The sequence below is a fragment of the Streptomyces sp. NPDC046805 genome (assembly GCF_040645355.1).
Taxonomy (GTDB): Bacteria; Actinomycetota; Actinomycetes; order Streptomycetales; family Streptomycetaceae; genus Streptomyces.
The window spans coordinates 44,999-64,845 of the sequence record NZ_JBEYYC010000018.1 but is presented as its reverse complement, the minus strand read 5'-3'; the positions used below and the strand labels follow the sequence as shown (position 1 = coordinate 64,845).

Below are 19,847 nucleotides of genomic sequence, written 5' to 3'. Positions count from 1 at the left end.
CTTCTCAACTGTCGGTTGCGGTGCGCGTGTTGGCGACGTTGGTGCGCGCTGCGCGGGTGACTCGGGTGCGGGCGTTGGCGGGCTTGGCCGCCGTTCCCGGTTTCGCGGGCTTCCTGGCGGCGGCCTCGGCGGCGTCGACCAGCTCGCCGATCCGGGCGCCGGCCCTGCGGCCCTCCAGGTGCAGCCGGCCGACGTTGACCCGGTCCTGGGCCAGCAGTGTCAGCACGGCGGCATGGCCGGCCGCGTACGTGGCGACGTAACCGTCCGTGCCGCGGACCAGCAGCTCACGGAAGTCGCCCTGTCCGGTGGCGTCCGCGACGCGCACGGCGATGCCGAGCGCGGCCGCCGTGAGCGCCGCCAGACCGTCGGGGTCGACGCCCGGGGCGTCATGGGCGACGACGAGTCCGTCGACGCCGGCCGCCAGAGCGCCGGTGAGCTGCGGGACGCGGCTGCGCAGCCGGCGCAGCTCGTCCAGGATGGCGTCCATCTCGGGCTCCGCCGCCATCAGGTCTCTCCTCTCGGCGAGTCGGTTCCGTTCAAAGGGCCTCCAGCGCATCTCTGAGCCTCTTCAGCAGCGCGATGTCGGGGTCGGTGACCTGGAGGAGGGACGGGGGCGCCGGTGGCGCCGGTCCCGGCACCGGCGTGCCCGGTGCCACGAACCCCGCCGCCGCCAGCCGGCGTAGGTCCACCAGCGTGTGGAACGCCTTCCTGCCCAGTTCCCGCGCGATGTCCGGCGCGGTGCGGACGCCGTCCACCCGCTCCAGCACCGCTCGCCGGCGCCAGGTGACCGGCGGGGCCGCCGCGGGGTCGGCCCGGATCAGCGGCGCGCTGTCGATGGCGGGGTCCGGCCAGATGCGGTGCAGGAGAGCCCGGCGGCGGAGCGTCTCCCGTTCCAGGGCGGTGACCGGTACCGGGCGCAGGGGCGCCGGGCCGGGGACGGTGCCGTAGCGGAAGTGGCCCGGGGTGCTGCTGGGCGCCAGGACGAAGTACCCGGCGTCGTACAGGGCGCCCAGCTGGCACAACTCCAGCGCGCCCGTGGGCAGAAGGCCGGCGTCGAGCAGTGGGCCGGCAGGGGTGAGCGCGTCGTGGGCCGCGAGGAGCACGTCGAGACCGGGGGCCAGGGGACTCTCGGCGTGCAGCACGTGGCCCTCGGCGAGGTGCAGGGTGCCGTGCTCACGGACGAGGACGCCGGTGGCCCGTTCGTCGGCGAGCCGGGTCAGCATCGGCGAGAGGGTGCCCTCGGCCCGTGCCCGTACGCCGGACTTGTCCCGCACGGGCAGCGGCGGAGAGGCCCCGACCACGGTCATGCCAGCACCAGCCGGTCCGCCATCTCGCCGAGCCGGATGCGGGCGAGCGCGAGGTTGCCCTCCTCGCGGGCCAGCCACAGGTGCAGGAACACGGTGCTGTCGAAGGGGGTGACCACGAACCGCAGCAGGTGGTAGCGCTCCTGGTTGCTGACGATCAGGTCCTCGACCGGCGGCCGTCCGGCATCGGCGTCCCCGGCCGCGAACGCCCCGTGCTCCGCCGCCAGCCGGGCCAGCTCGGCGGCCTCCGCCGCGGTCGTCTCGTGATCACCGCCCGGGGCTTCCCCGACGGTGCCCAGGGCCAGCCCGCTCGTCCAGTCGACCAGCGCCGCACCTCGGGCACCGGGTAGACGCATCGCTTCCAGCAGGCACTCGTCGATTCCGGGCATCGCGGTTCCCCTCCCACCTGTGACGCCGGCTGAGTGATGCCGACACTACGCAACGTGTGGAGGAGGAGTGAGGCTTCTGGCATTTCCAGTGGAACATGCGACGCGAGGCTAGAGTTTGGCCAACTCGCCCTGTTTTTGCTCCCATTCGGTGCCCGCGACCGCAGGAGTGTGTCACCGGTGCCCGGGTGCCCCGAGGGTGGTGAGAGAGGCGGCGTGCGCCCCTCCCGACTCGGCCACGACCTCCTCGACCGTCTGCGGCTCGCGCACCGTCGCGAAGGTCACGCCGCCCGCCCCGTCCGGGGCGAAGCCGTAGATCCCGGGCCGGGCCAGGGAGTTGTACGCGTAGTGATGCGCGAAGTAGTACGCGCCCGTGTCCAGCGCCGCCGCGTAGTCCCCCTGCTCCAGCAGGGGAAGCGCATACCCGCGGGCGAGCAGGTCGCCGCTGAAGCAGGCCGGGCCCGCGACGTCCTGCACCACCTCGGGCCCCGGCTTGGCGCGCCCCTTCGCGTCGTACGCGGCGATCCTGAGCGGCCACGCCCCCGGCATGTACACCGTCCGCGCCGCCACCTGCACGCCCGCGTGCGTGACCGCGACCCGGCGCCCGCCCGCGCTCTTGGCGTACTCCACCCGCGCCACCACCGTCCCGTGCTTCGCCAGCAGCGACCGCCCGAACTCCGTCACCAGCCCGTACCGCCCGTCGAACAGCCCCGGCACCGTCTCGCCCAGCAGCCGCGCGTACTGGGCGTACGTCGGTGTCGTCACGTCCGAGCCGAAGTTCACCGGCAGGCCGCCGCCGATGTCGAGCGTGTCCACCTGCCGCCGCCCGGCACGCGCGTTGATCTCCTCGGCGAGCCGGTACGTCTCCGCCACACCCTGCGCCATGAGCGACAGCGGGATGCCCTGCGAGCCGGTGTGCGCGTGCAGCCGGGTCAGCCACGGCCGGTCCAGATACGCCTGTACGACCCACTCCCGGGCCCCCTCGTCGCGCAGCGCCACCCCGAACTTCGAGGTCGCGGTCGCCGTAGAGGTCGCCTCGATCGAACCCCCGCCGATCTGCGGGTTCACCCGCAGGCCCAGCGGAGAGCGCGTGGGCGCCGCCCGCACGAGGCCGTCGATGCGGGCCAGCTCCTGCGGGTTGTCCGCGTTGACCGCGACCCCCAGCGCCAGCGCCTCCCGCAGTTCGCCCGGGGTCTTGGCGGGCGAGTCGAGCACGATCCGGTCCGAGGGCACCCCGGCCGCCCGCGCCAGCGCCAGCTCGCCCGGGCTGGCCACCTCGGCGCCGACGCCCTCCCGGTCCAGCAGCCGCAACACCGGCACCAGCGGGGTCGCCTTCACCGCGAAGGCGTGCAGCACCGGCGTCCCCGGCGCCACCGCCGCCTCGAACGCCGCCCGCAGCGCCGCCGCCGACTCCCGGATGCCGGTGACGTCCAGCAGTGCCACGACGGGCGCCTCCGGTCCGAGCAGCCCGCGCTCCACCGCGGCGCGCACCGCCTCGTCCCGCCGGGCGACCCGCTCGCGGTCGTCCCCGTGCCTGTCGCCACCGCGTCCCACCGCGCCCCCCGGAGTGTCACTGCCTGCGCCCATGCATCCAGCCAAACACCCGCGGCGCGCCCGCGCTGGCGCACCGGCCTATTGACTAGCTCTATTCAGAAGGCAAGGATGTGAATAACCTCAGCAACATCCCATCGGGAGCGATCCGCCAGGAGGCAGACCATGTCAGGACCACGGCCCGTACGAGCCCCGCGCGGTACGGAACTGAGCGCCCTGGGATGGCAGCAGGAGGCCGCCCTGCGCATGCTCCAGAACAACCTCGACCCCGAGGTCGCCGAGCACCCCGACAAGCTCGTCGTCTACGGCGGCACCGGCAAGGCCGCCCGCGACTGGCGCTCCTTCGACGCCATGGTCCGCACGCTGCGCACCCTGAAGCAGGACGAGACCATGCTCGTCCAGTCCGGCCGCCCCGTCGGCGTGATGCAGACCCACGAGTGGGCCCCGCGCGTCCTCATCGCCAACTCCAACCTGGTCGGCGACTGGGCCAACTGGGAGGAGTTCCGCCGTCTGGAGGCCCTCGGCCTGACCATGTACGGCCAGATGACCGCCGGCTCCTGGATCTACATCGGCACCCAGGGCATCCTCCAGGGCACCTACGAGACCTTCGCCGCCGTCGCCGCGAAGAAGTTCGGCGGCACCCTCGCGGGCACGATCACCCTCACCGCCGGCCTCGGCGGCATGGGCGGCGCCCAACCGCTCGCGGTCACGATGAACGACGGCGTCGCGATCTGCATCGACTGCGACCCCCGCGCCATCGAGCGCCGCATCGAGCACCGCTACCTGGACGTTAAGGCCGACTCCCTCGACCACGCCCTCCAGCTGGCCACCGAGGCCCGTGACGCCCGCCGTCCGCTGTCCATCGGCGTCCTCGGCAACGCCGCCGAGCTGGTCCCGCAGCTGCTCGCGATGAACGCTCCCATCGACATCGTCACCGACCAGACCTCCGCCCACGACCCGCTGGCGTACTTGCCGGTCGGCATCGCCTTCGAGGACATGGCGGACGCCGCCGCCAAGGACCCGGCCGGTTTCACCACCCGCGCCCGCGAGTCGATGGCCCGGCACGTCGAGGCCATGGTCGGCTTCATGGACGCCGGCGCCGAGGTCTTCGACTACGGCAACTCCATCCGTGGCGAGGCGCAACTGGCCGGCTACGACCGGGCGTTCGCCTTCCCCGGCTTCGTCCCCGCCTACATCCGCCCCCTCTTCTGCGAGGGCAAGGGTCCCTTCCGCTGGGCGGCCCTCTCCGGCGACCCGGCCGACATCGCCAAGACCGACAAGGCGATCCTCGACCTCTTCCCGGAGAACGAGTCCCTCGCCCGCTGGATCAAGCTGGCCGGCGAGCGCGTCCACTTCCAGGGCCTGCCCGCCCGCATCTGCTGGCTCGGCTACGGCGAGCGCGACAAGGCCGGCGAGCGCTTCAACGACATGGTCGCGAGCGGCGAGTTGGCCGCTCCCCTGGCCATCGGCCGCGACCACCTGGACTGCGGCTCGGTGGCGTCCCCCTACCGCGAGACCGAGGCGATGCTCGACGGCTCCGACGCCATCGCCGACTGGCCGCTGCTGAACGCCATGGTGAACGTGGCCTCCGGCGCGTCCTGGGTCTCCCTCCACCACGGCGGCGGCGTCGGCATGGGCCGCTCCATCCACGCCGGCCAGGTCACCGTGGCCGACGGCACCAAGCTCGGCGGCGAGAAGATCCGCCGGGTGCTGACCAACGACCCCGGGATGGGCGTGATCCGGCACGTGGACGCCGGATACGACATCGCCGAGTCGGTCGCCGACGAGCGCGGCGTGCGGGTGCCGATGCGCGAGGGCGACGACGACCGCGAGGGCGGCGCGGCGTGAGCTTCCACAGCATGTGGGCGGAGCTGCTGCCCGTCGGCCGCAGCTCCGCCTCCGGCGGCTACCGCCGGTTCGCCTGGACCGGCGCCGACGCCGACTGCCGGGCCTGGTTCCAGGAGCAGGCCGAGGCCCGCGGGCTCGCCTACGAGGTGGACCGGAACGGCAACCAGTGGGCCTGGCTCGGAGACCCGGCCGCGGGCGACGCCGTCGTCACCGGCTCGCATCTCGACTCGGTACCCGACGGCGGGGCCTTCGACGGCCCCCTCGGGGTCGTCTCCTCCTTCGCCGCCCTGGACGAACTGCGCGGGAGGGGAGCGCAGTTCACCCGGCCGCTGGCCATCGTCAACTTCGGTGACGAGGAGGGCGCCCGCTTCGGGATCGCCTGCGCCGGCTCCCGGCTGACCACCGGACAGCTCACCGCCGAGCAGGCGCACCGGCTCACCGACGCGGACGGCGTCACCCTGCCCCAGGCCATGGAGCGCGCCGGTTACGACCCCGACGGCATCGGTCCCGACCCCGAGCGGCTCGGCCGGATCGGCGCCTTCGTCGAACTGCACGTCGAGCAGGGCCGCGCCCTCGACCTGAGCGGCGACCCGGTCGGCGTGGCCAGCTCCATCTGGCCGCACGGACGCTGGCGGTTCGACTTCCGCGGCGAGGCCAACCACGCGGGCACCACCCGCCTCGTCGACCGCCACGACCCGATGCTGCCGTACGCCGAGACCGTGCTCGCCGCCCGCCGCGAGGCCACGCTCGCGGGAGCCGTCGCCACCTTCGGCAAGCTCTCCGTCGAGCCGAACGGCGTCAACGCCATCCCCTCCCTCGTCCGCGCGTGGCTCGACTCCCGCGCCTCCGACGAGCCGACCCTCGACACCGTCGTCACCGGCATCGAGAAGGCGGCCCGCGCCCACGCGGACGCGCACGGTGTCGAACTCGCCGTCTCCCGCGAGTCGTTCACCTCCGTCGTGGAGTTCGACCACGCCCTGCGTGACGAACTCGCCCGCATCCTGGGCGAGCGTGCGGTACGCCCCGTCCCCGTCCTGGGCACGGGCGCGGGACACGACGCCGGGATCCTCTCCGCCACCGTCCCGACGGCCATGCTGTTCGTGCGCAACCCCACGGGTGTCTCGCACTCCCCGGCCGAGTCCGCGGCCGAGGACGACTGCGTGGCCGGGGTGACCGCACTCGCCGAAGTACTGGAAGGGCTGGCCTGCAAGTGACGCAGACGTACTGGCTGGAGCACGCCTGGCTCGGCGATCACGTCGAGCCGGGGGTGGCCCTGGAGGTCGCGGGCGGACGGATCACCGCCGTCCGGACCGACGTCCCGGTTCCGCCGCCCGGCGCCGAGATCCTGCGCGGACTCACCCTCCCCGGGCTGGCGAACGCCCACAGCCACGCCTTCCACCGGGCCCTGCGCGGCACCGTCCAGGTCGGCTCCGGCACCTTCTGGACCTGGCGCGAGGTCATGTACGCGGTCGCCGACCGGCTGACCCCGGAGACGTACCACGCCCTGGCCCGCGCCGTGTACGCGGAGATGGCGCTGGCCGGCATCACGGCCGTCGGCGAGTTCCACTACGTGCACCATGCGCCCGGCGGCACCTCGTACGCCGAACCGAACGCCATGGGCGAGGCGCTCATCGCGGCCGCCGCCGAAGCCGGTATCCGCATCACCCTCCTCGACACCGCCTACCTGTCCTCCGGCTTCGGACAGCCGCCCAATGTCCACCAACTCCGCTTCTCCGACGGGACGGCGGAGGCCTGGGCCGCACGTTGTTCAGTTCTCAAGGAGCGGGATCACGCGCGGATCGGGGCGGCGATTCACTCCGTACGGGCCGTGCCCGCCGACCAGTTGGCGACGGTGGCCCGCTGGGCCGAGGAGCGGCGGGCCCCGCTCCATGTGCACCTGTCCGAGCAGACCGCCGAGAACGACGCGTGCCGTGCGGCGCACGGCCGCACCCCCACCCGCCTCCTCGCCGACCACGGCGTCCTCGGCCCGCGCACGACCGGCGTGCACAACACGCACCTGACCGACGAGGACATCGCGCTGCTGGGCGACTCGGGCACGGGCACCTGCATGTGCCCGACGACCGAGCGCGACCTGGCGGACGGCATAGGACCCGCCGTCGCCCTTCAGCGGGCCGGTTCGCCACTCAGTCTCGGCTCCGACAGCCACGCCGTCATCGACCTGCTCGAAGAAGCGCGCGCCATGGAACTGAACGAGCGGCTGCGCACCCGCACCCGGGGCCACTGGACGGCCGCCGCCCTCCTGCGGGCCGCGAGCGCCGACGGCCACGCCGCCCTCGGCTGGGACGAGGCGGGCACCCTGGAGGCCGGCGCGCTCGCAGACTTCATGACGATCGCGCTCGACTCGGTCAGGACGGCAGGGCCGCTTCCGCGGCTCGGGGCCGAGACGGCCGTATTCGCCGCGTCGGCAGCAGACGTGTCGCATACGGTCGTGGGAGGTCGGCATGTCGTACGGGACGGGGTCCACACCCTCGTACCGGATGTGCCGAAAGCCCTCGCGGACGCCGTCGAAGCCCTGCGCGGATGACACCGGGCCGCCCGTCCGCGCGGCCCGCCTCCGCCCCCGAACCCGACCCCACCGCCGAGCAGGCCACCAAGGACGCCATGAGCAACGCGACGACCGTCAGCCCCGCCCACTCCGCGAGCACCGCAAGCACGCTCATCACCAACATCGCCGCCCTGGTCACCAACGACCCCTCCCTCGGTGACAGTTCCCCCCTCGGACTGATCCAGGACGCGGCCGTCGTCATCGAAGGCGACCGCATCGCGTGGACCGGTGAATCCAGCAAAGCACCCGCCACTGACAATCGGGTCGACGCGGGCGGCCGGGCGGTGCTTCCGGGCTTCGTCGACTCCCACTCCCACCTGGTCTTCGCGGGCGACCGCACGCAGGAGTTCAACGCCCGGATGTCGGGCCGCCCGTACAGCGCGGGCGGCATCCGTACGACCGTCGCGGCGACGCGGGCGGCGAGCGACGGGGAACTGGAGGCGAACCTCACCCGTTACCTCGCCGAGGCCCTGCGCCAGGGCACGACCACGTTCGAGACGAAGTCCGGCTACGGCCTGACCGTCGAGGACGAGTCCCGCGCCCTGCGGATCGCCGCCGCGCACACGGACGAGGTGACCTACCTCGGCGCCCACATCGTCTCGCCCGACTACGCCGACGACCCGGCCGCGTACGTCGCCCTCGTCGCCGGCGAGATGCTCGACGCCTGTGCGCCGTACGCCCGTTGGATCGACGTCTTCTGCGAGAAGGGCGCCTTCGACGGCGACCAGGCCCGTGCGATCCTCACCGCCGGCAAGGCGAAGGGCCTGCACCCGCGCGTCCACGCCAACCAGCTCTCGTACGGACCCGGCGTCCAACTGGCCGTCGAACTCGACGCGGCCAGCGCCGACCACTGCACCCATCTCACGGACGCGGACGTCGACGCCCTCGCGAGCGGCCGTACGGTCGCGACCCTGCTTCCCGGCGCCGAGTTCTCCACGCGCGCCGAGTGGCCCGACGCGCGGCGCCTGGTGGACGCGGGCGTGACGGTCGCCCTGTCGACGGACTGCAACCCCGGCTCGTCCTTCACCTCCTCCGTGCCCTTCTGCATCGCGCTGGCGGTACGGGACATGGGGATGACGCCGGACGAGGCGGTGTGGTCGGCGACGGCGGGCGGGGCGGCGGCGCTGCGGCGCGATGACATCGGCCGCGTCACACCGGGTGCGCGGGCCGACCTGATCCTGCTCGATGCCCCGAGCCATGTGCACCTGGCCTACCGGCCGGGCGTACCGCTGGTCAGCGGGGTGTGGCGCCGGGGCGCGCGGGCGGTGTGAACCGGCGCGGGCGACGCGCTCACCTCGCACCGGCCCGCCACCGCTGCAGCGGCCCTCCGCTCAGCGGCTCCAGCGACACATCCTCGTACCGGTCCGCGGTGACGGCCGTTTCGATGGCGATCGCCGGGCGGATCCCGCCGTCGGAGTCGACGGTGAAACGGAGGTTGTCGCCGTGGTCGCCGTCGAGCGAGGAGCACGCCCAGATGCCGACGCCCCGGTCGACGTCGCCCCGGCTGTCGAGGCAGAAGTCGTCGTCGGCGTACGAGCGGAGCGCGTTGTCGTAGGCGTCGAAGCGCCAGCGCTGGGTGGGGGAGGAGGAGCAGGGCGCCGTGATGACGTCCGTGCCCTTGTCCAGGTCGCCGTCGCGGATGTCGAGGCAGCGGCCCGTGGCGACGTTCACCACCTGGGCGTACGTGCTGCCTGGCGGCCGGACCACGGGGGAGGGGGACGGCGCGGGCGTCCGCCTGGGGGGCGGGGCGGGCTTCGGCGGGTGCGACGTCCGGGGCGGGGTCGCGGCCGGGGTCTTGGAAGGGGGCCGATGAGTCGGGGGCGGGGACGGGGAGATCGTCGCCGTCGTCGTGACCGTGACCGGGGGGCTCGACGGCCGCACCGTCGCGGCCGCCGATCCCTGGTCGTGGGAGTCACCGGGGGACAGCAGGAGGACCAGCAGCGGTAACACCGCGACGCTGAGCGCCGCCGAGGTCAGGAGCAGACGGCGGGAGGGGTGCCAACTCCGGTGCGGCGGGGCCTCGGCCGGAGCCTGCACGGGGAGCGCGTCGGGGGCCTCGTCCCGCGTGTACGCGACGCCGCTCCAGGGCAGCAGGCCCTCCGCCAGGGCCGTGCGTGGGCGGTCCCTGAGCGCGGTGAGGTCCTCGAACGCGGCCGTGCAGTACGGGCAGTGCGCCATGTGGGCGTGCAGATCGGCGCTGTAGCGGGGGGTGTCGGGCCGTACCGCCTCCTCGATCAGACGGCGGAAGTCCCCGCAGCGCGGGTCGTCGGAGGCGGCCAGACGGGATTTCAGGCAGGCCTGGGCCATGGCCTGGACGGCCTGTTCGGTTCCGTACGCCACGTCCTGGCGGGTCAGGCCGAGGAACGTGGCCGTGTGGTCCTCGGACTCCCGTTCCACGACGCCGTACCAGATCAGGCCCTGGACGCGGGAGGACAGCGTCTGGAACGCCGCCATCATGGGCGGGAGGGGGCCCTCGGCGGTGCCGGTCGTGTTCAGGACCAGGAGCAGGCCGGGGTCGAGGCTCGCCGCACGTTCGTCCCTCGCCCAGGCCGCGGCCGACCGCGCGGTCAGCAGGAGGAGTTGGTGGCGCAGGGGGACCCGCGGCTCGACGCCGCGCGCCGTCTCCCGGGCCACCGTGGTGAAGGTCTGGGCCGCCAGCTGCCGCGCCGACGACTCGCTCGCCGTGCACAGACGGGCGTGGTCGAGGACGGAACGGTGGTGGCGCCGGCGGAGTTCCCGCAGGGCCGGGTACGCGGTGGAGGTGCGGGTGCGCAGCAGTGTGATCAGTCGCGCGTCCGACGCCCTCGCGCAGCCGCCGTCGTCCTCCGCCCCGTCACCCTGAGCCATCCCTGAGCCTCCTCGCACCCGGCGCGGTCGCGTGGCCGCGGCCCGGCTTCTGACCTACCAGCCGGTTTGGGGTGCCCATAGTGATGGAGGAGGGGCTTCAGGGAAAGGTGTTTCTCGGAGTAACTGCTGCGGCCCCGGCCCTGGGGGGTTCCCGAGGGTGTCCCCCGGGTCGTCCCCAGGCCGTGCCGGTCCCGGATGCGGCGGAGGCCGAGGGTCACTCCTCCAGGGTCAGCCCCCTGCGCAGCCGTACCAGCGTGCGGGACAGCAGCCGCGACACGTGCATCTGGGAGATGCCGAGTTCCTCGCCGATCTCCGACTGGGTCAGGCCCGCGACGAAGCGCAGGGAGAGGATCTTCCGGTCCCGGGGCGGGAGTTCGGCGATCAGCGGCTTCAGCGACTCGATGTACTCGATGCCCTCGAGCCCGTGGTCCTCGTACCCGATGCGGTCGGCGAGGGCGCCCTCCGAGTCGTCCTCCTCGGGCTGGGCGTCCAGCGAGGAGGCCGTGTAGGCGTTGGAGGCGGCCATGCCCTCGACCACCTCTTCGCTGGAGATGCCGAGGCGCTCCGCGAGCTCCGCCACCGTCGGGGCGCGGTCCAGTCGCTGGGCCAGCTCGTCGCCGGCCTTGGCCAGATCCAGTCGCAGTTCCTGCAGCCGACGGGGTACGCGCACGGACCAGGAGGTGTCGCGGAAGAAGCGCTTGATCTCGCCGATGATGGTCGGCATCGCGAAGGTCGGGAACTCGACGCCACGGGTGAGCTCGAAGCGGTCGATCGCCTTGATCAGGCCGATCGTGCCGACCTGGATGATGTCCTCCATCGGCTCGCTGCGGGAGCGGAAGCGGGAGGCGGCGAACTTCACCAGCGCGAGGTTGAGTTCGACGAGCGTGTTGCGGACGTACGCGTGTTCGTGCGTGCCTTCCTCCAGCGACTCGAGCCGCTCGAAGAGGTTCTTGGACAGCGCCCGCGCGTCCACGGGGCCGATCTCGTCGTACGGAGGGATCTCGGGGAGCCCCTCGATGGGATCCAGCTGTTCCGATGCGGGTGTCGACGTCGCTACCGGGGTAGGCGATGCGTCGAGCCGGGGTGACATGGTGTCCTCCATCGTTCTCGGCATAAGGCTGCCGAAGCCGTGCGTGCACTGCGGTGTGCGGCGCCTCCAAAGCCGGCGTGTCGGTTTGCGTGTCCCTATTAGCCCTACCGGCTTCTATCAATCGATCGCAAGTGCGTTGTCGGGTGATGTGTCCGACAATGGGCGGTTGTTCGGGTGTCGGAGTACGTAGGGAGGGCGTAGTGTTCGAGGGCACCAGCGGAGCGCCGGCAGGGTATGTGCAGGGCTTGCGCAGAGCATGCGCAGGACCTCGGCAGGGCATCGTCAGTGCATCGGCAGGGCATAGTTCAGCAGCCACGACCTCGGGAGACAGACGGCATGGACCGCGGGACGGTCGGCAGTGCACAGTCGGGCCGACTACTGGTGGAGGTGCGGGAGGAGGGCTCCAGCGCCGTTGTGACACCGGCGGGTGAGCTTGATCACCACACCGCCGATCTGTTGCGCGAGCCGCTCGACGACCTTCTCTCCAAGGGGTTCTCGCGGCTCGTCCTGGACTGCTCGCGGCTGGAGTTCTGCGACTCCACGGGCCTCAACGTGCTGCTCGGCGCGCGCCTGAAGGCGGAGGCGGCCGGCGGTGGGGTCCATCTGGCGGCGATGTTGCCGGTGGTGGCCCGTGTGTTCGAAATCACCGGGGCCGAGGCGGTCTTCACCATCCATGACTCCGTCGAGGCGGCCCTGGCCGGCGGGGACGGCTGAGCCGACGCCGTAACCCCTGCCCCGAACCCCTGGAAATCACCGGTCTGCGACGGGCGTCCGGAGGGCCTCGCGTGGTGCTTCCGTGCGCTGTCCGGGGCAGGTTCGAGGGCGGTCCGGGGGGTACTCCGGACGGCGGTCCCGACGACGGTTCGGACGGCGTTTCGAACGCCGGTCACCAACAAGGGGGTGTTCCCCTCGATCAGTCGGGCAGGAGACATCCTGGACGCGTTGGCCCCAGTGCGCTGTGAAGTGGAACTGGTGAAGGGCTCGCGCGCGACGTACGTACTGATGGGTGCCGGCAGGTCCGACTGCCGCATCGTGAACTGCTGAACATGAATTGCTCAATCTGAATCCGAATGTGAATCGTGAACTGGTGAATCGGTGAGGTGAAGCGCTGATGAGCACCACCCGGCCTTACTCGCCGGGCGACCGCGGCCCGGAGCCGAGAGGCGCTTCCGGGGTGTCCGAGAGGGGTGCGCCGATGGCCGGCGCGTCCACGGGGACAGCGGCCGTGCCGTCGGAGGGCCCACGGGCCCGTGAGGTCCGCAGGCTGCGGCTCGACGGTGAGAGCGGGGTGGTTCCCCTCGCGCGTGACTTCGCCCGCCAGGCGCTGTACGCGTGGGGCTGGCTGCCCGCCGCCACCGCGGACCAGCGGGCCGCCGCCGAAGACGTGCTGCTCGTCGTGTCCGAGCTGGTCACCAACGCCTGCCTGCACGCCGAGGGCCCCGACGAGCTGCTCCTCGCGCGCGACAACAAGGTGATCCGCGTCGAGGTCTCCGACCGGGGCACCGGCCAGCCCGCCCCCCGTACCCCGCATCGCGCGGGGCGTCCCGGCGGCCACGGGATGTTCATCGTGCAGCGGCTCTGCCTGGACTGGGGCGTCGTACGCATCCCGGGCCTGACCGGCAAGACGGTGTGGGCCGAGCTGGGGGCGCCCGCCTAGGGGCCCGCAGGACTGCGCAGAACTCGGAGAACCCGCAGAACCCGCTGAGAGAGTCCGTGAGGCCCTCCCGACATGCGAAAGGGCCACCGCCTCCCTCACGGAGGCGGTGGCCCTTTTCAGCGCCTTGGGGCGGGTGTCAGTTGACGTCGCCCATGAGCTGCTTGACCTTGTTGCGGTATATCCAGACCGCGACACCGGCGGCGGCCGCGAGGGCGGCCTCCAGGGCCACGATGGACGTGGTGTTGAGGTCGACGCCCGCGACACCGAGCAGACCGGTCGTGGCGTCACCGGCGGTGACGGCCAGGAACCAGACACCCATCATCTGGGAGGCGTACTTGGCGGGCGCCATCTTCGTGGTGACCGACAGGCCGACCGGGGAGAGCAGCAGCTCGCCGACGGTCTGGACGAAGTAGATCGCCACCATCCACAGCGCGGCCGCCTTGTGACCGCCGTGGGCGATCGAGAGCGGGGCCAGGAAGACGAAGAAGGACGCACCGATCAGGACCAGGCCGAGGGCGAACTTCGTCGCCGTGCCCGGCTCCTTGCCGCGCCGGTTCAGGGCGAGCCACAGCGACGCGAAGACCGGCGCGAACGCCATGATCATGACCGGGTTGACCGACTGGTACCAGGAGGCCGGGAACGTCCAGCCGGCGATGCTGTTCTTGGCCGACTCGTCGGCGAAGATCGACAGGGTCGAACCGCCCTGGTCGTAGATCATCCAGAACACGGCCGCGGCGACGAAGAACCAGATGTACGCCGACATCCGCGACTGCTCGGTGCCGTCCAGGTCCTTGTCCCGCTTGATCCGGGCCAGCACGACGACCGGGATGACCAGACCGGCGATGATGATCGGGACCATCACCCAGTTCAGCGTGTAGACGCCGGAGAAGCCGACGATGGCGTAGAAGACCGCCGCGATGGCCGCCCAGATGCCCGCCTTGCGCAGCGTGGAGGTCTTCTCCTCGGCGGACAGCGGGGTCGGGACGTCGGCCGAGCGCGGGCTCAGGTGACGCGAGCCGAGCAGGAACTGGGCCAGACCCACCGCCATGCCGAGCGCGGCGAGCGCGAAGCCGAGGTGCCAGTTGACGCTCTGGCCGACGGTGCCGATGACCAGCGGGGCGGCGAAGGCGCCCACGTTGATGCCGATGTAGAAGAGCGTGAAGCCGCCGTCACGGCGTGCGTCGTCCGGACCGTTGTAGAGGTGGCCGACCATCGTGGAGATGTTGGCCTTCAGCAGACCGGAACCGATCGCGACCAGGCCGAGACCCGCGTAGAACGTGCCGGCCATCGGCAGCGCGAGGGTCAGGTGCCCCAGCATGATGATCGCGCCGGCGACGGCGACCGTCTTGCGGGGGCCGAGGATACGGTCAGCGACCCAGCCGCCCGGCATCGCGAGCAGGTAGACGAGGGAGACGTACACCGAGTAGATCGCGGTGGCCGAGGCCGCATCCAGGTGCAGCCCGGCCGGGGCCACCAGGTACAGCGGGAGCAGAGCCCTCATGCCGTAGTAGGAGAATCGCTCCCACATCTCGGTCATGAAGAGGGTGGCCAGTCCGCGAGGGTGGCCGAAGAAGGTCTTCTCGGAACCGGAAGAGTCCGGCTGGACCGAGTCCTTCGTCAGGCTGGACGCCATGGTCGTTCCTTGCTGATCGGGACGCGCGTCTGGAGCGTTGCGCGCCCGGTGGCGGTGCGGCCGGCACCGGCGGGGCGCCCATCCACCCCACGCCCGGGGGGAGTCCGCCCCGGATCAGGGAGCGGCGGACGGCGACCACCGGGATCCACGCCCCACGACGCGTCAGTGCGTCCTCGGAGCCCGGCCAGAGGTCATTCCTTTCAAGGCTGGCGAGCCAGCCCGTACACAAAAGAGACCCTCCGCGTCATGTGCCGCCAAAGGGTCTTCGGTGTACTACAGGCGTTCCGCTCACCATACGGCAGGACACCGCCGCATATGGAAGGACTTGAGACGGGAATCACAGGCCCCGAGGGAACCGACGGGCCGGTTTCGAAGGTCTCTCCTACGATCACATCTCCAGCCCATAGGTTCGCACCATTGCGCGCCAAGGTAAGAATCCCGGGTTCCGATCACACTCCGGGGCCGCGCACGGGCGGTCTACCATCACTTCATGACTCGTGTACTGCTCGCCGAGGACGACGCGTCCATCTCGGAGCCGCTGGCCCGCGCCCTGCGCCGGGAGGGTTACGAGGTCGAGGTGCGCGAGGACGGACCCACGGCCCTCGACGCCGGAATGCAGGGCGGCGTCGACCTGGTCGTGCTGGACCTGGGGCTGCCCGGCATGGACGGCCTCGAGGTCGCCCGCCGGCTGCGGGCCGAGGGCCACACCGTGCCCATCCTCATCCTGACCGCCCGCGCCGACGAGGTGGACACCGTCGTCGGTCTGGACGCGGGCGCCGACGACTATGTCACCAAGCCCTTCCGGCTCGCCGAACTGCTCGCCCGGGTCCGGGCCCTGCTCCGGCGCGGTGCCGCGGAGCCGCAGCAGCCGCCCGCCACGCACGGCGTGCGCATCGACGTCGAGTCGCACCGCGCGTGGATGGGCGAGGAGGAACTCCAGCTCACCGCCAAGGAGTTCGACCTGCTGCGGGTGCTCGTGCGGGACGCCGGCCGCGTGGTGACCCGGGACCAGTTGATGCGGGAGGTCTGGGACACGACCTGGTGGTCGTCGACCAAGACGCTCGACATGCACATCTCCTGGCTGCGGAAGAAGCTGGGCGACGACGCGGCGAACCCCCGCTACATCGCCACGGTGCGCGGCGTGGGCTTCCGGTTCGAGAAGAGCTGAGCGTCACAAGGGGGCCGTGGGGCGCTGCTCCGGGCCGGGGCGCCCAGGTGACCAAGGCACACTGGTCCACGTAAAGCCATCGCCCGGAGGGCCCCGTGCGTCGTCGTCTCATCCAGTCCACCCTTGCCGTCGTCCTTGTCGTGATCGCCGTCTTCGGCGTGTCCCTCGTGCTCGTCGAGACCCGGACGATCAGCAACAGCGCCCAGGAGCGGGTGGACTCCGAGGCGCTGCGCCTGGCCAGCATCGTGGACAGCCGCATCCTCGGGGCGCGGAACGTCACCGCCGGGATGCTGCGCGACCAGGTGGCGAAGGAGCAGTACGCCGTCATCCGCATGCCCGGCCAGGCGCCCATCGCCGTCGGCACCAAGCCCGAGGGCGACGTCATCCAGTCGAGCGCCGACGGCGAGGAGGGCGAGCGGGTCACCGTCCAGGAGCCGCGCTCCTCGGTGACCCGTGAGGTCGGCCGCACGCTGCTGATCATCGCGGCCGTCGCGCTGCTCGCGGTGGTCGCCGCCGTACTGCTCGCCGTCCGCCAGGCGAACCGGCTCGCCTCCCCGCTGACCGACCTCGCGGAGACCGCCGAACGCCTCGGCTCCGGCGACCCGCGGCCCCGGCACAAGCGGTACGGCGTCCCCGAGCTCGACCGGGTCGCCGACGTGCTGGACTCCTCGGCCGAGCGCATCGCCCGCATGCTCACCGCCGAGCGCCGGCTGGCCGCCGACGCCTCCCATCAGCTGCGCACGCCGCTGACCGCGCTCTCGATGCGCCTGGAGGAGATCACCCTCACCGACGACCCGGACACGGTGAAGGAGGAGGCGAACGTCGCCCTCACCCAGGTGGAACGCCTGACGGACGTCGTCGAGCGGCTGCTCACGAACTCCCGCGACCCGCGCACCGGCTCCGCCGTCACCTTCGACCTGGACGAGGTCATCCTGCAGCAGCTCGCCGAGTGGCGTCCGGCGTACCGCAGCGTGGGGCGCGCGATCGTGAGCTCGGGCAAGCGGCACCTGCGGGCGGTGGGCACGCCGGGGGCGGTGGCCCAGGTGCTGGCGGCGCTGATCGAGAACTCGCTGATGCACGGCCGGGGCACGGTGGCCCTGCGGACCCGGGTCACCGGGAACCAGGTGGTCATCGAGGTGACCGACGAGGGGCCGGGCGTCCCGGCCGACCTCGGCGCCCGGATCTTCGAGCGCACGATCAGCGGGCGGAACTCGACGGGCATCGGCCTCGCGGTGGCCCGTGACCTCGCGGAGGCCGACGGCGGCCGCCTGGAGCTGCTCCAGGCCCAGCCGCCCGTGTTCGGCCTGTTCCTGTCCCGGACGCCGCCCGCCAGGAAGCCGGACGGCGAGCAGCCGATGGTCCGCTGAGGGACCTGCCCCCGGGCGACCTGTCGGCCCTAGGGGACCCGCTGCTTCGGGCGCGGCTTCTTCGACTGCTCCGCGACGTAGCTCTTCGCGGCGGCTCCGGCACCGGCCTCCCGGGGCGGCAGCGCCTTGAACACCCAGGTCCGGTACGACCAGAAGCGGAACAGGGTCGCGACGCCGATGCCGAGGAACTTGAAGACGTTGCTCTGCAGCGGGGTGTCCCAGCCGAACCAGTACGTCGCCGCGTACAGCACGCCGTTCTCGATCACCAGGCCGACCACGCTGAACAGCAAGAACAGCGTGAGCTCCCGGGCGCGACCGCTCTTGTCGCGGTCCCGGTACGTGAAGTAGCGGAAGCCGATGTAGTTGAAGATGATCGCGACGACGGTCGCGATGACGCCGGCCCGGACGACCTGGAGGTCGGTCACATGCCGTACCAGGTTGAACACGCCCAGGTTGACGAGGATCCCCGCTCCGCCGACCGCGCCGAACTTGGCGACCTCGTCTACGAGTCTTCGCAGCCCCGAGGAACTACGTCCCATGGTTGCGCTGGCCCCCGTCCGTAGGTTTCGTCGTCGACTCGGCAAGCTGTCGACCCAGCCATGCTAACGAGCCGCCCCCTCCGACGCCTGCGGGCGAGCTCGCGGGTCGGAAAGGTGTCGGAAAGAACTGGGAAAGCATCGGGCAAGCGCCCGGAAAGCGGCGGGTAAGCGCCGGACAAGAGGCGCGGAATCCGGCCGCCCTGGCGTGACCGATACCCTGGGGGCGTGACGTTCCCGGTAGTCGGCATGGTCGGCGGGGGGCAGCTCGCGCGTATGACGCACGAGGCGGGCATCCCGTTGGGCATCAGGTTCAAGCTCCTCAGTGACACTCCCCAGGATTCCGCGGCGCAGGTCGTGAGCGAAGTCGTCGTCGGCGACTATCGCGATCTCGACACGCTGCGCGCATTCGCGGCGGGCTGCGACGTGATCACCTTCGATCACGAACACGTGCCCACCGAGCATCTCCGCGCCCTGGAGGCGGACGGCATACCCGTCCGCCCCGGGCCCGATGCCCTGGTGCACGCCCAGGACAAGGGGGTGATGCGCGCGAGGCTCGACGCGATCGGCGTGCCGTGCCCGCGGCACCGCATCGTGACCGATCCCGAGGACGTGGTCCGTTTCGCGGCCGAGGGCGACGGCTTCCCAGTCGTCCTCAAGACCGTCCGCGGCGGCTACGACGGCAAGGGCGTGTGGGTCGTGGAGTCGGCCGAGGAGGCCACCGACCCGTTCCGCGCCGGGGTCCCGGTCCTCGCCGAAGAGAAGGTCGACTACGTCCGCGAGCTCGCCGCCAACGTCGTCCGCTCGCCCCACGGCCAGGCCGTCGCCTACCCGGTCGTCGAGTCCCGGCAGGTGAACGGCGTCTGCGACACCGTGATCGCCCCCGCGCCCGACCTCGACCCGGCGCTCGCCCTGCGGGCCGAGGAGATGGCGCTGCGCATCGCCCAGGAACTGGGTGTCGTCGGCCACCTCGCCGTCGAGCTCTTCCAGACCCGCGACGGCCGCATCCTCGTCAACGAGCTGGCGATGCGCCCGCACAACTCGGGCCACTGGACCCAGGACGGCGCGATCACCAGCCAGTTCGCCAACCACGTCCGCGCCGTCCTCGACCTCCCCCTCGGCGACCCGCGCCCGCGCGCCGAGTGGACCGTCATGGTCAACGTGCTCGGCGGCGACTTCCCGGACATGTACGGCGCGTACCTGCACTGCATGGCCCGCGACCCCCAGCTGAAGATCCACATGTACGGCAAGGACGTGAAGCCCGGCCGCAAGGTCGGCCACGTCAACACCTACGGCGACGACCTGGACGACGTCCTCGAGCGCGCACGTCACGCAGCCGGTTACCTGAGAGGCACGATCAGCGAATGAGCCCCAGCCCCGTTGTTGGCATCGTCATGGGGTCGGACTCCGACTGGCCCGTCATGGAGGCCGCCGCCCAGACCCTCGACGAGTTCGAGATCGGCTACGAGGTCGACGTCGTCTCCGCACACCGCATGCCCCGCGAGATGATCGCGTACGGCGAGCACGCGGCCGAGCGCGGACTGAAGGTAATCATCGCGGGGGCGGGCGGCGCCGCCCACCTGCCCGGCATGCTCGCCTCGGTCACCCCGCTGCCGGTCATCGGCGTGCCGGTTCCGCTGAAGTACCTCGACGGCATGGACAGCCTGCTGTCGATCGTGCAGATGCCGGCCGGCGTGCCCGTCGCCACCGTCTCCGTCGGCGGCGCCCGCAACGCCGGCCTGCTGGCGGCCCGCATCCTCGCCACGCACGACGAGGAACTCCTCACCCGCATGCGGGAGTTCCAGCAGGAACTCAACGATCAGGCCACCGAGAAGGGCAAGCGCCTGCGGTCCAAGGTCGAGGGTTCGAACGCCTTCGGCTTCGGGAAGTGACG

General features: G+C 71.9%; 18 protein-coding genes. 10 read left to right on the top strand and 8 right to left on the bottom strand.

Translation table 11 applies throughout. The features are described from left to right. Positions 1–4: 4 nt before the first annotated feature. The 4 genes from ABZ910_RS20645 to ABZ910_RS20630 form a co-directional block, all read right to left on the bottom strand. Complete coding sequence (locus tag ABZ910_RS20645) at positions 5–505, bottom strand: roadblock/LC7 domain-containing protein (protein ID WP_361366854.1); 501 nt, start codon at positions 503–505, stop codon at positions 5–7. Positions 506–536: 31 nt separating this feature from the next. Then, positions 537–1,307: a transcriptional regulator gene (locus ABZ910_RS20640; RefSeq protein ID WP_361366851.1), complete on the bottom strand. Its 771-nt coding sequence runs from the start codon at positions 1,305–1,307 to the stop codon at positions 537–539. Next, positions 1,304–1,693 (bottom strand): hypothetical protein, encoded by a 390-nt coding sequence (locus ABZ910_RS20635; RefSeq protein ID WP_361366848.1) that lies wholly within the window; start codon positions 1,691–1,693, stop codon positions 1,304–1,306. Before ABZ910_RS20635 ends, ABZ910_RS20640 begins: the two co-directional genes overlap by 4 nt. 171 nt (positions 1,694–1,864) lie before the next feature. Then, the gene (locus tag ABZ910_RS20630; protein WP_361366845.1) at positions 1,865–3,277 is read right to left on the bottom strand and encodes a diaminopimelate decarboxylase; all 1,413 of its coding nucleotides are present in this window, start codon (positions 3,275–3,277) and stop codon (positions 1,865–1,867) included. Between the two features lie 129 nt (positions 3,278–3,406). Between ABZ910_RS20630 and hutU the strand changes: the two genes are divergently transcribed. The 4 genes from hutU to hutI are packed head-to-tail and all read left to right on the top strand — an operon-like array spanning position 3,407 to position 8,926. After that, positions 3,407–5,089: a urocanate hydratase gene (gene hutU, locus ABZ910_RS20625; RefSeq protein ID WP_361366842.1), complete on the top strand. Its 1,683-nt coding sequence runs from the start codon at positions 3,407–3,409 to the stop codon at positions 5,087–5,089. Next, complete coding sequence (locus ABZ910_RS20620; protein ID WP_361366839.1) at positions 5,086–6,303, top strand: allantoate amidohydrolase; 1,218 nt, start codon at positions 5,086–5,088, stop codon at positions 6,301–6,303. The genes hutU and ABZ910_RS20620 overlap by 4 nt, the downstream gene beginning before the upstream one ends. After that, positions 6,300–7,634: a formimidoylglutamate deiminase gene (locus tag ABZ910_RS20615; RefSeq protein ID WP_361366836.1), complete on the top strand. Its 1,335-nt coding sequence runs from the start codon at positions 6,300–6,302 to the stop codon at positions 7,632–7,634. Before ABZ910_RS20620 ends, ABZ910_RS20615 begins: the two co-directional genes overlap by 4 nt. Beyond that, on the top strand, positions 7,631–8,926 hold the full coding sequence (hutI, locus tag ABZ910_RS20610; RefSeq protein WP_361366833.1) for an imidazolonepropionase: 1,296 nt from the start codon (positions 7,631–7,633) through the stop codon (positions 8,924–8,926). Before ABZ910_RS20615 ends, hutI begins: the two co-directional genes overlap by 4 nt. A gap of 19 nt (positions 8,927–8,945) precedes the next feature. Here the strand turns inward: hutI and ABZ910_RS20605 are convergent, their stop codons facing one another. Next, a complete protein-coding gene (locus ABZ910_RS20605) occupies positions 8,946–10,502 on the bottom strand; it encodes an RICIN domain-containing protein (protein WP_361366830.1) in 1,557 nt (518 codons plus the stop codon). A gap of 214 nt (positions 10,503–10,716) precedes the next feature. Next, positions 10,717–11,592: an RNA polymerase sigma factor SigF gene (locus tag ABZ910_RS20600; RefSeq protein ID WP_361367076.1), complete on the bottom strand. Its 876-nt coding sequence runs from the start codon at positions 11,590–11,592 to the stop codon at positions 10,717–10,719. A gap of 336 nt (positions 11,593–11,928) precedes the next feature. Here ABZ910_RS20600 and ABZ910_RS20595 point away from each other — a divergent pair, with 336 nt between their 5' ends. After that, the gene (locus ABZ910_RS20595) at positions 11,929–12,306 is read left to right on the top strand and encodes an STAS domain-containing protein (protein WP_361366828.1); all 378 of its coding nucleotides are present in this window, start codon (positions 11,929–11,931) and stop codon (positions 12,304–12,306) included. 397 nt (positions 12,307–12,703) lie between these two features. Continuing rightward, on the top strand, positions 12,704–13,249 hold the full coding sequence (locus ABZ910_RS20590) for an ATP-binding protein (protein WP_361366825.1): 546 nt from the start codon (positions 12,704–12,706) through the stop codon (positions 13,247–13,249). A 136-nt stretch (positions 13,250–13,385) separates the two neighbouring features. On the opposite strand, the gene ABZ910_RS20585 is transcribed toward ABZ910_RS20590, so the two are convergent. After that, the gene (locus ABZ910_RS20585) at positions 13,386–14,882 is read right to left on the bottom strand and encodes an oligopeptide:H+ symporter (RefSeq protein ID WP_361366822.1); all 1,497 of its coding nucleotides are present in this window, start codon (positions 14,880–14,882) and stop codon (positions 13,386–13,388) included. Between the two features lie 490 nt (positions 14,883–15,372). On the opposite strand from ABZ910_RS20585, the gene ABZ910_RS20580 reads away from it, so the two are divergent. Further along, the gene (locus ABZ910_RS20580; RefSeq protein WP_235457590.1) at positions 15,373–16,050 is read left to right on the top strand and encodes a response regulator transcription factor; all 678 of its coding nucleotides are present in this window, start codon (positions 15,373–15,375) and stop codon (positions 16,048–16,050) included. 95 nt (positions 16,051–16,145) lie between these two features. Then, positions 16,146–17,417: an ATP-binding protein gene (locus tag ABZ910_RS20575; protein WP_361366819.1), complete on the top strand. Its 1,272-nt coding sequence runs from the start codon at positions 16,146–16,148 to the stop codon at positions 17,415–17,417. 29 nt (positions 17,418–17,446) lie between these two features. Here ABZ910_RS20575 and ABZ910_RS20570 read toward each other — a convergent pair whose 3' ends face one another. Continuing rightward, positions 17,447–17,956, bottom strand: coding sequence for a GtrA family protein (locus tag ABZ910_RS20570; RefSeq protein WP_361366817.1), 510 nt, complete (start codon positions 17,954–17,956; stop codon positions 17,447–17,449). A gap of 225 nt (positions 17,957–18,181) precedes the next feature. On the opposite strand from ABZ910_RS20570, the gene ABZ910_RS20565 reads away from it, so the two are divergent. Continuing rightward, complete coding sequence (locus ABZ910_RS20565; RefSeq protein ID WP_361366815.1) at positions 18,182–19,321, top strand: 5-(carboxyamino)imidazole ribonucleotide synthase; 1,140 nt, start codon at positions 18,182–18,184, stop codon at positions 19,319–19,321. 26 nt (positions 19,322–19,347) lie between these two features. After that, positions 19,348–19,845 carry a 5-(carboxyamino)imidazole ribonucleotide mutase gene (purE, locus tag ABZ910_RS20560; protein ID WP_361367073.1) on the top strand — a complete coding sequence of 166 codons (498 nt, stop codon included), beginning with the start codon at positions 19,348–19,350 and terminating at the stop codon, positions 19,843–19,845. The last annotated feature ends 2 nt before the right edge of the window (positions 19,846–19,847 follow it).

Excerpts from the sequence above, each read along its gene's own strand:
- purE (WP_361367073.1), top strand. The coding sequence starts at position 19,348 with ATGGGGTCGGACTCCGACTGGCCCGTCATGGAGGCCGCCGCCCAGACC.
- ABZ910_RS20580 (WP_235457590.1), top strand. The coding sequence starts at position 15,373 with ATGACTCGTGTACTGCTCGCCGAGGACGACGCGTCCATCTCGGAGCCG.
- hutU (WP_361366842.1), top strand. The coding sequence starts at position 3,407 with ATGTCAGGACCACGGCCCGTACGAGCCCCGCGCGGTACGGAACTGAGC.
- hutI (WP_361366833.1), top strand. The coding sequence starts at position 7,631 with ATGACACCGGGCCGCCCGTCCGCGCGGCCCGCCTCCGCCCCCGAACCC.
- ABZ910_RS20605 (WP_361366830.1), bottom strand. The coding sequence starts at position 10,502 with ATGGCTCAGGGTGACGGGGCGGAGGACGACGGCGGCTGCGCGAGGGCG.
- ABZ910_RS20600 (WP_361367076.1), bottom strand. The coding sequence starts at position 11,592 with ATGTCACCCCGGCTCGACGCATCGCCTACCCCGGTAGCGACGTCGACA.
- ABZ910_RS20635 (WP_361366848.1), bottom strand. The coding sequence starts at position 1,693 with ATGCCCGGAATCGACGAGTGCCTGCTGGAAGCGATGCGTCTACCCGGT.
- ABZ910_RS20595 (WP_361366828.1), top strand. The coding sequence starts at position 11,929 with ATGGACCGCGGGACGGTCGGCAGTGCACAGTCGGGCCGACTACTGGTG.
- ABZ910_RS20630 (WP_361366845.1), bottom strand. The coding sequence starts at position 3,277 with ATGGGCGCAGGCAGTGACACTCCGGGGGGCGCGGTGGGACGCGGTGGC.
- ABZ910_RS20570 (WP_361366817.1), bottom strand. The coding sequence starts at position 17,956 with ATGGGACGTAGTTCCTCGGGGCTGCGAAGACTCGTAGACGAGGTCGCC.
- ABZ910_RS20585 (WP_361366822.1), bottom strand. The coding sequence starts at position 14,882 with ATGGCGTCCAGCCTGACGAAGGACTCGGTCCAGCCGGACTCTTCCGGT.
- ABZ910_RS20645 (WP_361366854.1), bottom strand. The coding sequence starts at position 505 with ATGGCGGCGGAGCCCGAGATGGACGCCATCCTGGACGAGCTGCGCCGG.
- ABZ910_RS20590 (WP_361366825.1), top strand. The coding sequence starts at position 12,704 with ATGAGCACCACCCGGCCTTACTCGCCGGGCGACCGCGGCCCGGAGCCG.
- ABZ910_RS20640 (WP_361366851.1), bottom strand. The coding sequence starts at position 1,307 with ATGACCGTGGTCGGGGCCTCTCCGCCGCTGCCCGTGCGGGACAAGTCC.